A 13,613-nucleotide genomic window follows, 5' to 3' on the forward strand; every position below is an offset into this window, starting at 1 on the left:
CACCCAATGTGGCGTTCGGTGCGTCCCATGCACCCAATGCCGCGTTGGGGCGGCATCCCGGCGGCGGGTGGGCGTGAGGCGAGCGGGTCGGTCGTGAGGGGAACCCTGAGGGAATCAGAGTCAATGAGGGTGGCCCGCACGAACCGCGACCGGGGCCGAAAGCCGTGAAGGGCTCCTTGAGGGAATGGGATTCCCTCAAGGAGCCCTTCACGGACCGAAACGGATCAGGCGCCGGCGAGTGAGCGCAGGGCGTCAGCGCGGGCGGTGCTTTCCCACGGGAGGTTCAGGTCGGGGCGGCCGAAGTGGCCGTACGCTGCGGTCGGGGCGTAGATCGGGCGCAGCAGGTCCAGGTCGCGGATGATCGCGGCGGGGCGCAGGTCGAAGACCTCGCTGATGGCCGACTGGATCTTGGTCGGGTCGACCGTTTCGGTGCCGAACGTCTCGACGAACAGGCCCACGGGGGCGGCCTTGCCGATCGCGTACGCCACCTGCACCTCGACCCGTCCGGCCAGGCCCGCGGCGACCACGTTCTTCGCCACCCAGCGCATCGCGTACGCGGCCGAGCGGTCCACCTTGGACGGGTCCTTGCCGGAGAACGCGCCGCCGCCGTGGCGGGCCATGCCGCCGTAGGTGTCGACGATGATTTTGCGGCCGGTGAGCCCGGCGTCGCCCATCGGGCCGCCGATCACGAAGCGGCCGGTGGGGTTCACCAGGAGGCGGGTGCTGTCGGTGTCGAGGCCCAGTTCGGCCAGCTCCGGCTCCACGACGTGCTTGCGCACGTCGACGCCGAGCATCTGCTCCAGGTCGATCCCGTCCGCGTGCTGGGTGGACACCACGACGGTGTCGAGCCGCACCGGCTGTTCGCCCGCGTACTCGATGGTGACCTGGGTCTTGCCGTCCGGGCGCAGGTACGGCAGCACGCCGTCCTTGCGGACCGCGGTCAGCCGGCGCGACAGGCGGTGCGCGAGCGCGATCGGGAGCGGCATCAGCTCGGGCGTGTCCGAGCAGGCGTAGCCGAACATCAGGCCCTGGTCGCCCGCGCCCTGGCGGTTGATCTCGTCCTCGTCCGATTCGACCCGCGACTCGTACGCGGTGTCGACGCCCTGGGCGATGTCCGGGGACTGCGAGCCGATCGCCACGTTCACGCCGCAGGAGTTGCCGTCGAAGCCCTTGGCCGACGAGTCGTAGCCGATGCGCAGGATGACGTCCCGCACGATGGTGGGGATGTCCGCGTAGGCCTCGGTCGTGACCTCGCCCGCGACGTGCACCTGGCCCGTCGTGATCAGGGTCTCGACGGCGACCCGGCTGCGCGGGTCCTTGGTGAGCAGGCCGTCGAGGATCGAGTCGCTGATGGCGTCACAGATCTTGTCGGGGTGGCCTTCCGTCACGGATTCCGACGTGAACAGCCTCTTCGTGGACGCAGACACGACCTCGTCACTTCCCTCGGTCAAGCGATGGCGCCCCACCGGTATTTCAGGCGCTCCTGGCACAGCCCACCCTACCCAGCGGGCCTGTAGCTAGAGTCGACGTTCGATCAACGCTGTTACGGCATCCCACAATGTGGCCGCCAGCCGGGCTTTAGCGCCTTGCGAGATGACCTGCTCGGTGCCGTCCGCGGCGAGCAGCCAGCCCGAATTGTCCTCGGTGCCGAAGGCTTTGCCGTCGCCGACCGCGTTGACCACGAGCAGATCCGCGCCTTTGCGGCGGAGCTTGGCGCGGGCGTGGTCGAGCACACTGCCGTTCTCGTCGCCGGTTTCCGCGGCGAAGCCCACCACGATCTGCCCGGAACGCCGTTCTCGCACCAATTCGGCGAGGATGTCGGCGTTGCGGTCGAGCGTGATGACCGGGTCCGGGCTGTCGTCGGACTTCTTGATCTTGTGGTCGGCCAGCGTCGCGGGCCGGAAATCCGCGACCGCGGCGGCCATCACGACCACATCCGCGTCCGCCGCGGCGGCGTGCACCGCTTTGCGCATTTCCTCCGCGGTGGACACCCGCTGCAGCGTCGCGCCCGCCGGGGACGGCAGTTCGTCGGTGTGCCCGGCGACCAGCGTCACCTCGGCGCCGCGCTGCGCGGCGACCCGGGCGAGCGCGAAGCCCTGTTTGCCGGACGAGCGGTTGCCCAGGAAGCGGACCGGGTCCAGCGGCTCGCGGGTGCCGCCCGCGGAGATCACCACGCGCAGGCCTTCGAGGTCCCGCGGCAGCGCGCGCGGCTCGGCGAGCAGCAGCCGGGCCAGGTCGACGATCTCGGCCGGGTCGGCGAGCCGTCCCTTGCCGGTGTCGACGCCCGTCAACCGGCCCGCCGCGGGTTCGGTGACGACCATGCCGCGCGAGCGCAGCAGCGCCACGTTGTCGCGGGTGGCCGGGTGCTCCCACATCTCGGTGTGCATCGCCGGGAAGAAGGCGACCGGGCACCGGGCGGTGAGCAGGGTGTTGGTGAGGAGGTCGTCGGCGAGCCCGTGCGCGGCCTTGGCCAGCAGGTTCGCGGTCGCCGGGACGACCAGCACGAGGTCGGCCTCTTTGCCGACCCGCACGTGCTGCACCTCGGGCACCTCGGTGAAAACCCCGGTGTGCACCGGGTTCCCGGACAGTGCCTCGAAGGTCGCCGCACCGACGAAGTTCAGCGCGGCCTCGGTGGGCACGACGCGGACGTCGTGCCCGGATTCGGTAAGGCCCCGCAGGACCTCGCACGCCTTGTAGGCGGCGATGCCGCCGCCCACGCCCAGGACGACCCTGGGCTTGGCGTCATTCACCCTCGGTGTGCTCGAGCAGCCCGCCGTGGATCTCGCGCAGCGCGATCGACAGCGGCTTCTCGCGGGGGCCGGGCTCGACCAGCGGGCCCACGTACTCCAGCAGGCCCTCGCCCAGCTGCGCGTAGTAGTCGTTGATCTGCCGGGCCCGCTTGGCCGAGTAGATCACCAGCGCGTACTTCGAGGAGACCTTTTCGAGCAGGTCGTCGATCGGCGGGTTGGTGATGCCTTCGAGCTCTTCCAGCGTCGCCTGTTGCACAGTCACTCGTGGTGCTCCGTATCGTCACATCGATCGGCGGCAGAATCGCCACCGCCGGTAATCAAGTCTAGCAACCGCCGCGCGGCGACCTCGACGTCGGCGTTCACGACCCGTTCGTCGAACTCCCCGGCCGCCGCCAGTTCGCGTTCCGCCTCGGCCAGCCGGGCGGCCACCGCGGCCTCGGTCTCGGTGCCCCGGCCGGTGAGCCTGCCGACCAGTTCCTCCCAGGACGGCGGCATCAGCATGACCAGCCGCGCCTCCGGCATCGCGGCCCGGACCTGGCGCGCGCCCTGCAGTTCGATCTCCAGCACCGCCGGACGGCCGTCCGCCAGCGCCTTCTCGACCGGCTCGCGCGGCGTCCCGTACCGGTTGCCCGCGAACTCGGCCCATTCCAGCAGCCGGTTCCCGGCCACCATCCGGTCGAATTCGGCGGAATCCACGAAGTGGTAATGGTTTCCGTCGACCTCGCCCGGCCGCGGCGCCCGCGTCGTCACCGAAACGCTGAAGTACAGGTTCGGCTCGAGCCGGCGCAGCTGTCCCACCACACTCGACTTCCCGACGCCGGAAGGGCCGGAGACGACCGTGAGCCGGGGGCGGGAGATGTCCCCCGCCACCGGCTCACTGCCGCGGTCGGCGCCCCGGGTCACCGGGTAGTCCTGACCGACGCCGCTCACTCGCCGCTGAACTCGGCCAGCAGCGCCTTGCGCTGCCGGTCGCCGAGCCCGCGGAGCCTGCGGCTGGGGGCGATCTCCAGTCGTTCCATCGTCTGCTGGGCACGGACCTTGCCGACGCCGGGGAGCGCCTCGAGCAAAGCCGAAACCTTCATCTTGCCGAGGACTTCGTTCTCCTCGGCCTGCTTCAGCACGTCGACCAGAGTGGTACCGCCCCGCTTCAGCCGCTCCTTCAGCTCAGCACGGATGCGGCGGGCGGCGGCGGCCTTCTCCAGCGCCGCAGCACGCTGTTCCTCTGTCAGCTGGGGAAGTGCCACGTTTTCCTCCGGTAGTTCTCACATCTGGGTGGGTGACGCGACGGTACCCACCCCTGAGCAGGGGCCACAATGCGGGGGTGGCTGGTGGAGCGCGATTCCGGGGCCTGCTATTGGCCTTTTCCGCGCAGTCCCGCCAACCGGCCGTTCACCTCTTGGGCCGCACGGCGTAACGCCGCCGTGTCCGGGCCGTGCCGCAGCAGGTCGCGCGAAGACGCCGGGAGCAGGCCAGGGAGGCCTTCCCCGAAGACTGCCCGCAAATCCGCCTCGGTTGCCCCCTGCGCCCCGAAACCGGGCGCGAGCACCGGTCCGTTGAGCCGGCTCAGGTCGACTTCCCCAGGAGCCACAGTGGCCCCTACGACCACGCCGACGTCGCCGTACGGCTCAGCACCTGCGTTGTGGTCCGCCGCAGCGTCTACGACGCTCTGAGCGACCGTACGGCCGTCTTCGAGCCGCGCGCGCTGCAACGCGTCCGCTTCCGGGTTGGACGTGCGCGCGAGCACGAAGAGGCCGTTGCCCGCTTCGCGCGCCGCCGCGACAGCCGCGTCGAGCGCGCCGAAGCCGAGGTAGGGCGACACCGTGGCCGCGTCGGCGGTGAAAGCCGCCTTTTCGGCCACGTACGCCGCCGTGTAGGCCGCCATGGTCGAGCCGATGTCACCGCGCTTCACGTCCAGCAGGACGAGCGCTCCGGCGTCGTGAGCGACGTCCACGACGCGTTCGAGCACCGCCACCCCGGCGGGCCCGAACGCCTCGAAGAACGCCGACTGCGGCTTCACGATCGCCGCCACCTCGCCCAGCACCTCCGCGGCGCTGAGCGCGAAGCGTTCGAGCCCGCTCGCGTCGAGCGGCAGGCCCCACGCCTCGATCAGGCCCGGATGCGGGTCGATCCCGGCGCAGAGCGACCCGCGCGCGGCCACCGCTTCGGCGAGCCGCGCCCCGAATCGCGCGGTCACGACGTCGCCTTCAGCGCCGCCTGGAGGTCCTGCAGGCTGCGCACGCCGATGTCGCCGCGGATAAGCGCTTCGATGCCGTGCACCGCAGCCGCGGCGCCCTGCACCGTGGTGACGCACGGAATGTCGCGCGACACCGCGGCAGTCCGGATTTCGTAACCGTCCACGCGCGGTCCGCTGTTTCCGTACGGCGTGTTGATCACCATGTTGACGTCGCCGGCGAGGATCACGTCGACGATGTTCGGCTCGCCGGTGCCCGGGTCCGGCTCGGAGTGCTTGCGCACCACCGAACAGGCAACTCCGTTGCGCCGCAACACTTCCGCGGTACCGGAGGTGGCGAGGATCTCGAAGCCGAGATCAGCGAGCCGCTTCACCGGGAAGACCAGCGAACGCTTGTCGCGGTTGGCGACGGAGACGAATACCCGGCCCGAGGTGGGCAGCGATCCGTAGGCGCCGCTTTGCGATTTCGCGAATGCTTTCCCGAAGGAGGTGTCGACGCCCATGACTTCGCCGGTGGATTTCATTTCCGGGCCGAGCAGGGAGTCGACGCCGTGTCCTTCCGGCGTGCGGAACCGGTGGAACGGCAGCACGGCTTCCTTGACCGCGACCGGGGAGTCGGCGGGCATCCGGCCGCCGTCGCCCTCGGCGGGCAGGACTCCGGAGGCGCGCAGGTCCTTGATCGTCGAGCCGGTCATCACCAGCGCCGCGGCCTTCGCCAGCGGGACGGCGGTGGCCTTGGAGACGAACGGGACGGTGCGCGAGGCACGCGGGTTCGCCTCCAGGACGTACAGCACGTCGTCCTTGAGCGCGTACTGCACGTTGAGCAGGCCGCGGACGCCGACGCCGCGCGCGATGGCCTCGGTGGAGCGGCGGACCGCGTCGAGGTCCTGCGCGCCGAGGGTGATCGGCGGCAGCGCGCACGAGGAGTCGCCGGAGTGGATCCCGGCTTCCTCGATGTGCTCCATCACGCCGCCGAGGTAGAGGTCCTCGCCGTCGAACAGCGCGTCGACGTCGATCTCGATCGCGTCGTCGAGGAACCGGTCGACCAGCACCGGGTGCTCAGGGGTGACCTCGGTCGCCCGGCGGATGTAGCCGGCCAGGGACTCCTCGTCGTAGACGATCTCCATGCCGCGCCCGCCCAGCACGTAGGACGGGCGGACCAGGACCGGGTAGCCGATCTCGTCGGCGATCCGCTTCGCGCCCTCGAACGAGGTCGCCGTCCCGTACTTCGGCGCGGGCAGCCCGGCGGCGGTGAGGACCTCGCCGAACGCGCCGCGGTCCTCGGCCAGGTCGATCGCCTCCGGCGGCGTCCCGACCACCGGCACCCCGGCGTCGGCGAGGCGCTGCGCGAGCCCGAGCGGGGTCTGCCCGCCCAGCTGCACGATCACGCCGGCGACCGTGCCGGACTGCTGCTCGGCGTGCACGACCTCCAGCACGTCCTCGAACGACAGCGGCTCGAAGTACAGCCGGTCGCTGGTGTCGTAGTCGGTGGACACGGTTTCCGGGTTGCAGTTGACCATCACGGCCTCGAACCCGGCCTCGCGCAACGCGATCGCCGCGTGCACGCAGGAGTAGTCGAACTCGATGCCCTGCCCGATCCGGTTCGGCCCGGAGCCGAGGATCAGCACCTTCGGCTTGTCCGACTGCACCGCGACCTCGGAGGTTGCGGCGGGGTCGGTCTCGTAGGCCGAGTAGTGGTACGGGGTCTTCGCCGCGAACTCCGCCGCGCAGGTGTCGACCGTCTTGAACACCGGCCGCACCCCCAGCCGGTGCCGCAGCGCCCGCACGCCGTCCTCGCCCGCCAGCTCCGGCCGCAGCGCGGCGATCTGGCGGTCGGACAGGCCGGTGCGCTTCGCCCGCCGCAGCAGGTCGCCGTCCAGCACCGGTGCGTCGCGGACCTCAGCGCCGACCTCGCCGATGAGGGCGATCTGGTCGATGAACCACGGGTCGATCCCCGACGCCTCGTGCACCTGCTCGACGGTGGCGCCGAGGCGAAGCGCCAGCTCCACCTCGTAGAGACGGCCTTCGTGCGGGGTGCGCAGCGAGTCCAGCGTGGACTCGGCCGTCGCGCCCTCGGGGTCGGGCTGGGTCCAGAACCCGGTCGCCTTGGTCTCGATCGACCGCATCGCCTTCCCGAGGGCTTCGGGGAAGCTGCGGCCGAACGACATCGCCTCGCCGACCGACTTCATGGTCGTGGTCAGCGTCGGGTCCGCGCCGGGGAACTTCTCGAACGCGAACCGCGGGACCTTCACCACCACGTAGTCCAGCGCGGGCTCGAACGACGCCGGGGTCTCGCCGGTGATGTCGTTGCGGATCTCGTCGAGGGTGTAGCCGATCGCCAGCTTCGCCGCGATCTTCGCGATCGGGAAACCGGTCGCCTTCGACGCCAGCGCACTGCTTCGCGACACGCGCGGGTTCATCTCGATCACGACCATCCGGCCGTCGTCCGGGTTGAACGCGAACTGGATGTTGCAGCCGCCGGTGTCCACGCCGACCTCGCGCAGCACCGCGATCCCGACGTCCCGCATCACCTGGTACTCGCGGTCGGTCAGCGTCATCGTGGGCGCGACGGTGACCGAGTCGCCGGTGTGCACGCCCATCGCGTCCACGTTCTCGATCGAGCACACGACCACCACGTTGTCGTGCTTGTCGCGCATCAGCTCGAGCTCGTACTCCTTCCAGCCGAGCACGCTCTCCTCGATCAGCACCTCGGTCACCGGGGACTCCGTGAGCCCGGTCGACGCCAGCCGCTCCAGGTCTTCGGGCGTGTGCGCCATGCCCGAGCCGAGGCCGCCCATCGTGAACGACGGCCGGATGACCACCGGCAGCCCGAGTTCCTCGACCGTGGAACGAACCTCGTCCATGTCGTGGCACACCCGCGACCGCGGCACGTCCGCGCCGACCGTGCGCACGATGTCCTTGAACTTCTGCCGGTCCTCGCCCCGCTGGATCGCGTCGATGTCCGCGCCGATCAGCTCCACGCCGTACTTCTCCAGCACGCCGCGCTCGTGCAACGCGACCGCGCAGTTCAGCGCGGTCTGCCCGCCCAGCGTCGCCAGCAGCGCGTCCGGGCGCTCCGCCGCGATGACCTTCTCCACGAAGTCCGGCGTCACCGGCTCGATGTAGGTCGCGTCCGCGAACTCCGGATCCGTCATGATCGTCGCCGGGTTCGAGTTCACCAGCGACACCCGCAGGCCCTCGGCCCGCAGCACCCGGCAGGCCTGCGTGCCCGAGTAGTCGAACTCGGCCGCCTGCCCGATCACGATCGGCCCGGAGCCGATCACCAGCACGTGCTGGATGTCCGTCCTCTTCGGCATCAGGCCTTCTTCTCCATCAACTCAACGAATTCATCGAACAGGGGCGCGGCGTCGTGCGGACCCGCGGCCGCTTCGGGGTGGTACTGCACGGAAAACGCGGGCACGTCGAACGCGCGCACGCCCTCGACCGTGTCGTCGTTCGGGCAGTAGTGGCTGATCTGCGCGGCCCCGTAAGGGGAATCGAACCGCTGGCCCGGTTCGCCTTCGAGGGCGAAACCGTGGTTCTGCGCGGTGATCGCGACCCGCCCGGTCGCCACGTCGATCACCGGGATGTTGATCCCCCGGTGCCCGTAGCGCATCTTGTAGGTGCCCAATCCCAAGGCACGGCCCAGGATCTGGTTGCCGAAGCAGATCCCGAACAGCGGAATCCGCTGCTCCAGAACGGTTTTCGTCAACGCCGTCGCGTGCGCGGTCGTCGCCGGGTCGCCCGGGCCGTTGGAAAGGAACACCCCGTCCGGCTCCAGCGCCAGCAGTTCCTCCGCGCTCGTGCTCGAGGGCAGCACGTGCACCTCGATGCCCCGCTGCGTCATCAGCCGCGGCGTGTTCGACTTGATCCCCAAGTCCAGCGCCGCGACCCGGAACCGCTTCTCCCCTTGCGCCGCAACGACATACGGCTGGTCCGTGGAGACCTCGCCCGCGAGGTCCGCGCCCTTCATCTGCGGGCTCTCCAGCACCTCCGCGACCATCTGCTCGTCGCTGCCCAGCGCGTCGCCCGAGAACACGCCCGCGCGCATCGCGCCCTGCTCACGCAGATGCCGCGTCAGCGTGCGGGTGTCCACTTCGGAAATCCCGACCACGCCCTGGCGCACCAGTTCCTCGTCCAGCGACCGCTTCGAGCGCCAGTTCGACGGCGTGCGCGCGGGATCCCGCACCACGTAACCGGAAACCCAGATCCGGGCCGATTCGTCGTCCTCGTCGTTCCAGCCCGTGTTGCCGATCTGCGGCGCGGTCTGCACCACGATCTGCCGGCGGTAGGACGGATCGGTCAGCGTTTCCTGGTAGCCCGTCATGCCGGTGCAGAACACCGCCTCGCCGAGGGTCCGCCCGCGCGCGCCGTATGCCGCGCCGCGGAACACCCGGCCGTCTTCGAGAACCAGGGCGGCGGGGCCGCGAGTGCCGGTGCTCACTGGGCACCTCCCTTGATGTCGTGATCGGAAAGTTCGTTGATCCACAATGGATAGTCGTCGAGATCGTCGCCGCGGAACCCGGTGTCCAGCGCGACGTCGCCGAGCTGCCAGGTGATCACCAGCAGCACGTCGGTGCCGGTGACCTTCCCGGCGAGCCGGGAGTCGCGGCGGATCCCGGTGATCGAGGCGCGCGGGATCCAGAAGTCCGGGAGCCCGCCGCGTTCCACGGCCACCCCGTCCGGGTGCAGCCGCCAGACCGCGCCGGACCGCGGGCCCGCGCCGCGCGTGACGATGCGGTCCTGCCAGTTGCCCGCGGTCGTGGTGCCCACGTACACGCCCGTCGATTCCAACTGGAACTCGCCGGCGTCGGCCGGGATTTCCGGGAACGGGGCGATCCGCGCGCTCTGCGAACGCGCCTTGCGCCGCCAGCCCATCCACATGCCCCACAGGCACAGCAGGAAGAACGCGACGATCCCCAGCGTCAGCAGCAACCGCTCCATCAGCAGATCTTCCCCTCGCGCGCGGTGATCCGCCCGCGCAGCAGGGTCGCCGTCACCACGCCGGGCAACCGCATTCCCTCGTACGGGGTGTTGGCCGCGATGCTGGCCAGTTCGGCCCCGCGCACGGTCCATTCGGCGTCCGGGTCGACCAGCGTCAGGTTCGCCGGTTCGCCCGCTTCGATCGGACGGCCGTGCCCGGACAGGTTCCCGATCTCCGCGGGCCGCTCGCTCATCACCCGGGCGACGCCGCGCCAGTCGAGCAGGCCGGTCTTGACCATCGTCTCGACGACCACCGACAGCGCGGTCTGCAGGCCGAGCATGCCGGGCCGGGCCGCCGCCCACTCGGTGTCCTTGTCCTGCACCGCGTGCGGCGCGTGGTCGGTGGCGACGCAGTCCACGACGCCCTCGGCCAGCGCGGCGCGCAGCTTCTCCGCGTCGCCACCGGTGCGCAGCGGCGGGTTGACCTTGTTGACCGGGTCGTAGGTCTCCAGCCGGTCGTCGGTCAGCAGCAGGTGGTGCGGCGTGACCTCGGCCGACACCTTCGTGCCGCGTTCCTTCGCCCAGCGCAGGACGTCGACCGTGCCCGCGGTGGAGACGTGGCAGACGTGCAGCCGCGCGTTCGCGTGCAGCGCCAGCAGGCAGTCGCGCGCGACGATCGATTCCTCCGCCGACGCCGGCCAGCCCGCGTAGCCCAGCCGCGACGCCTGCTCGCCCTCGTGCGCCTGCGCGCCGACGGTGAGCCGCGGTTCTTCGGCGTGCTGGGCGATCACCGCGTCGAGCGCGGTCGAGTACTCCAGCGCGCGGCGCATCAGCAGCGGGTCCGCGACGCACACGCCGTCGTCGGAGAAGACGCGCACGGCCGCGGTGCCCTTGGCCATCGTGCCCAGTTCGGCGAGCTTCTCGCCCTTGAGCCCGACGGTGACCGCGCCGACCGGGTGGACGTCGACCAGGCCGACCTCCTGCCCGCGCCGCCACACGTGGTCGGTGACGAGCGAGTTGTCGGCGACCGGATCGGTGTTGGCCATGGCGAACACGGCGGTGTAGCCGCCGAGCGCGGCCGCGGCGGATCCGCTGTCGATGGTCTCGGTGTCTTCGCGGCCCGGCTCGCGCAGGTGCGTGTGCAGGTCGACGAACCCGGGCAGCAGGACCTGGCCCTCGGCGTCGAGCACCTCGGCGCCTTCGGGAACGTCCACCTCGCCGATCGCGGCGATCACGCCGTCCTCGACCAGGACGTCCACCGGCTCGCCCTCGCCGTACGGGCGGGCACCCTTGATCACGATGCTCACGCGGCAGCTCCTTCACTGGCCAGCAGGTGGTAGAGGACCGCCATGCGCACGTGGACGCCGTTGCGGACCTGTTCGGTAATGGCTGAGGACGGGGAATCCGCGACCGCGGAGGCGATCTCCATGCCGCGCAGCATCGGGCCGGGGTGCAGCACGACGGCGTGGTCCGGCAGCAGCGCCTGGCGGCGCTCGGAAAGCCCGTAGGAGATCGAATACTCACGCGCGGACGGGAAGAACCCGCCGTGCATCCGTTCCGCTTGGACGCGCAGCATCATCACCGCGTCGACCGCGGGCAACTCGGCGTCGAGGTCGTGCGACACGGTGACCGGCAGCTTTTCGACGCCGACCGGCAGCAGCGTCGGCGGCGCGACGAGCACCACCTCCGCGCCGAGCGTGCTGAGCAGGTGGATGTTCGAGCGCGCGACCCGGCTGTGCAGGACGTCGCCGACGATCGCGATCCGCCGGTCCTTCAGGGAACCGAGACGTTCGCGCAGCGTCGCCGCGTCCAGCAGCGCCTGGGTGGGGTGCTCGTGCATGCCGTCGCCCGCGTTGACCACCGCGGTGCCCGGTCCGGCGAGCCAGCCCGACAGCCGGTGCGCGGCCCCCGAGGCGGGGTGCCGGATGATCACGCAGTCGGCGCCCGCGGCGGCCAGCGTGAGCGCGGTGTCCCGCAGCGATTCGCCCTTGTTCACCGAGGAACTGGACGCCGAGACGTTGATCACGTCCGCGCTCATCCACTTCCCGGCGATCTCGAACGACACCCGGGTGCGCGTCGAGTTTTCGTAGAACAGCGTGATCACGGTGCGGCCGCGCAGCGTCGGCAGCTTCTTGACCTCGCGGCCGAGCAGCGTGTGCTTCAGCTCGTCGGCGGTGTCGAGCACGGCGGTCGCGGTGTCCGCGTCGAGCCCGTCGGTGGCGAGCAGGTGCTTCACCGGGTTTCTCCTTCCGGCGCGCGCAGCAGCACCGCGTCCCGGCCGTCGGTTTCGGACAGCAGCACGGAGACGCCTTCGGCGCGCGCGGTGGGCACGTTCTTGCCGACGTAGTCGGCGCGGATCGGCAGCTCGCGGTGGCCGCGGTCGACGAGCACGGCGAGCTGGACGGCACGCGGGCGGCCGTGGTCGCGCAGGGCGTCGAGGGCGGCGCGGATGGTGCGGCCGGAGAACAGGACGTCGTCGACGAGGATGACGACCCGGTTGTCGATCCCGCCCGGCGGCAGCTGCGTCTGCTCGAGCGCGCGCGGCGGACGGCGGCGGAGATCGTCGCGGTAGAGGGTGACGTCGAGGGCGCCGTGCGGCGGCTCGGCCCCGGCGAACTCGCCGATCTTCCCGGCGAGGCGCGCGGCGAGCGGAGTGCCGCGGGTGGGGATGCCGAGCAGCACCGGGTACTGCTCCGGCGGACCGGCTCCGAGAGCGGTCTTCTCGATGACCTGGTGGGCCATCCTCGCGATCGTGCGCGCGACATCGCCGGCAGAAAGCAGCTCGCGCTCTCCCGCCGGCTCCGCCGCGCCACGCGGACGTGACGACAAGGCGGACCTCCTTCCCCGCCTCTCTGGACGGGTCCTTAAAGGACGTCGGCAACCGGCTGCTGCCGGAAACCGCACCGACAGTAGCAGGACCGGTCAATCAGTCTTCCGGGTGGTACGCGCACGGCCGCCACCTGCGCGGACCGACCTTCTGCTTGACCTGGTGACAACTATGCGTAACCATTACTCTGAGTATTCGACTCGAGGAGTCCCCGGCTCCGGTCCTCCCGGCCGGGCAGGGGCGATGAAACGGAGAACCACCAGATGGGCGATTACGCCAAGGCGCTCGGGGCCAAGCTCCGCGGGATCCGCCAGCAGCAAGGCCTGTCCCTGCACGGGGTCGAGCAGAAGTCCGGCGGACGCTGGAAGGCCGTCGTGGTCGGCTCGTACGAGCGCGGCGACCGGGCGGTCACCGTCCAGAAGCTGGCCGAGCTGGCGGACTTCTACGGCGTGCCGGTGGTCGAACTGCTGCCGGAGGGCCGGGTCCCCTCGGGAGCCGAGCCCGCCACGAAGATCGTGATCAACCTGGAGCGGCTCCAGCAGCTCCCCGCGGAGAAGGTCGGCCCGCTCGCCCGGTACGCGGCGACGATCCAGAGCCAGCGCGGCGACTACAACGGCAAGGTGCTCTCCATCCGCACCGAGGACCTGCGCTCGCTCGCCATCATCTACGACATGACCCCCGGCGAGCTGACCGAGCAGCTCATCGACTGGGGCGTCCTCCCGCCGGAAGCCCGCCCGTCCAAAGAGGACTGAGCACTGATGGCGGCAACGGCCGTGCACGACGCGGCGGGCTTCCCGCACCCGGGGAACCGGGAACGCCCGCCGCGCTTCGGGTGAGGCTCCGACCGCCGCGGTTCCGCGCTGCCCGGCCGGGCCTCGGGCGATCCGGGGTGCCCGCGACCGTTGACCTGCTGTGTTCCGCT

General features: G+C 70.8%; 13 protein-coding genes. 1 reads left to right on the plus strand and 12 read right to left on the minus strand.

The features are described from left to right. Positions 1-224 precede the first annotated feature (224 nt). The 12 genes from metK to pyrR form a co-directional block, all read right to left on the minus strand. Positions 225-1,427 carry a methionine adenosyltransferase gene (metK, locus tag EIZ44_RS25810; protein ID WP_037819197.1) on the minus strand — a complete coding sequence of 401 codons (1,203 nt, stop codon included), beginning with the start codon at positions 1,425-1,427 and terminating at the stop codon, positions 225-227. Between the two features lie 90 nt (positions 1,428-1,517). Further along, entirely contained in the window at positions 1,518-2,750 is a 1,233-nt protein-coding gene (gene coaBC / locus EIZ44_RS25815; protein WP_078870735.1) for a bifunctional phosphopantothenoylcysteine decarboxylase/phosphopantothenate--cysteine ligase CoaBC, read from the minus strand. Further along, positions 2,743-3,012: a DNA-directed RNA polymerase subunit omega gene (gene rpoZ / locus EIZ44_RS25820; RefSeq protein ID WP_020658117.1), complete on the minus strand. Its 270-nt coding sequence runs from the start codon at positions 3,010-3,012 to the stop codon at positions 2,743-2,745. Before rpoZ ends, coaBC begins: the two co-directional genes overlap by 8 nt. Beyond that, positions 3,009-3,680 (minus strand): guanylate kinase, encoded by a 672-nt coding sequence (gene gmk, locus EIZ44_RS25825; protein ID WP_037818934.1) that lies wholly within the window; start codon positions 3,678-3,680, stop codon positions 3,009-3,011. The genes rpoZ and gmk overlap by 4 nt, the downstream gene beginning before the upstream one ends. Next, positions 3,677-3,994 (minus strand): integration host factor, actinobacterial type, encoded by a 318-nt coding sequence (gene mihF, locus EIZ44_RS25830; RefSeq protein WP_003096398.1) that lies wholly within the window; start codon positions 3,992-3,994, stop codon positions 3,677-3,679. The genes gmk and mihF overlap by 4 nt, the downstream gene beginning before the upstream one ends. Positions 3,995-4,101: 107 nt before the next feature. Then, entirely contained in the window at positions 4,102-4,944 is an 843-nt protein-coding gene (gene pyrF, locus EIZ44_RS25835; RefSeq protein WP_043838225.1) for an orotidine-5'-phosphate decarboxylase, read from the minus strand. Beyond that, the gene (carB, locus tag EIZ44_RS25840) at positions 4,941-8,258 is read right to left on the minus strand and encodes a carbamoyl-phosphate synthase large subunit (RefSeq protein ID WP_134731715.1); all 3,318 of its coding nucleotides are present in this window, start codon (positions 8,256-8,258) and stop codon (positions 4,941-4,943) included. The genes pyrF and carB overlap by 4 nt, the downstream gene beginning before the upstream one ends. Further along, the gene (gene carA, locus EIZ44_RS25845) at positions 8,258-9,385 is read right to left on the minus strand and encodes a glutamine-hydrolyzing carbamoyl-phosphate synthase small subunit (RefSeq protein ID WP_134731717.1); all 1,128 of its coding nucleotides are present in this window, start codon (positions 9,383-9,385) and stop codon (positions 8,258-8,260) included. Before carA ends, carB begins: the two co-directional genes overlap by 1 nt. Continuing rightward, on the minus strand, positions 9,382-9,885 hold the full coding sequence (locus tag EIZ44_RS25850) for a PH-like domain-containing protein (RefSeq protein WP_134731719.1): 504 nt from the start codon (positions 9,883-9,885) through the stop codon (positions 9,382-9,384). The genes carA and EIZ44_RS25850 overlap by 4 nt, the downstream gene beginning before the upstream one ends. Continuing rightward, complete coding sequence (locus EIZ44_RS25855; RefSeq protein ID WP_134731721.1) at positions 9,885-11,171, minus strand: dihydroorotase; 1,287 nt, start codon at positions 11,169-11,171, stop codon at positions 9,885-9,887. The genes EIZ44_RS25850 and EIZ44_RS25855 overlap by 1 nt, the downstream gene beginning before the upstream one ends. Then, positions 11,168-12,100, minus strand: coding sequence for an aspartate carbamoyltransferase catalytic subunit (locus EIZ44_RS25860; RefSeq protein WP_037818941.1), 933 nt, complete (start codon positions 12,098-12,100; stop codon positions 11,168-11,170). Before EIZ44_RS25860 ends, EIZ44_RS25855 begins: the two co-directional genes overlap by 4 nt. After that, positions 12,097-12,693 carry a bifunctional pyr operon transcriptional regulator/uracil phosphoribosyltransferase PyrR gene (pyrR, locus tag EIZ44_RS25865; protein ID WP_009075803.1) on the minus strand — a complete coding sequence of 199 codons (597 nt, stop codon included), beginning with the start codon at positions 12,691-12,693 and terminating at the stop codon, positions 12,097-12,099. The genes EIZ44_RS25860 and pyrR overlap by 4 nt, the downstream gene beginning before the upstream one ends. Positions 12,694-12,954: 261 nt before the next feature. On the opposite strand from pyrR, the gene bldD reads away from it, so the two are divergent. Next, a complete protein-coding gene (bldD, locus tag EIZ44_RS25870) occupies positions 12,955-13,443 on the plus strand; it encodes a transcriptional regulator BldD (protein WP_003096372.1) in 489 nt (162 codons plus the stop codon). The last annotated feature ends 170 nt before the right edge of the window (positions 13,444-13,613 follow it).

The organism is Amycolatopsis nivea, from assembly GCF_004522235.1.
GTDB classification, from domain to species: domain Bacteria; phylum Actinomycetota; class Actinomycetes; order Mycobacteriales; family Pseudonocardiaceae; genus Amycolatopsis; species Amycolatopsis nivea.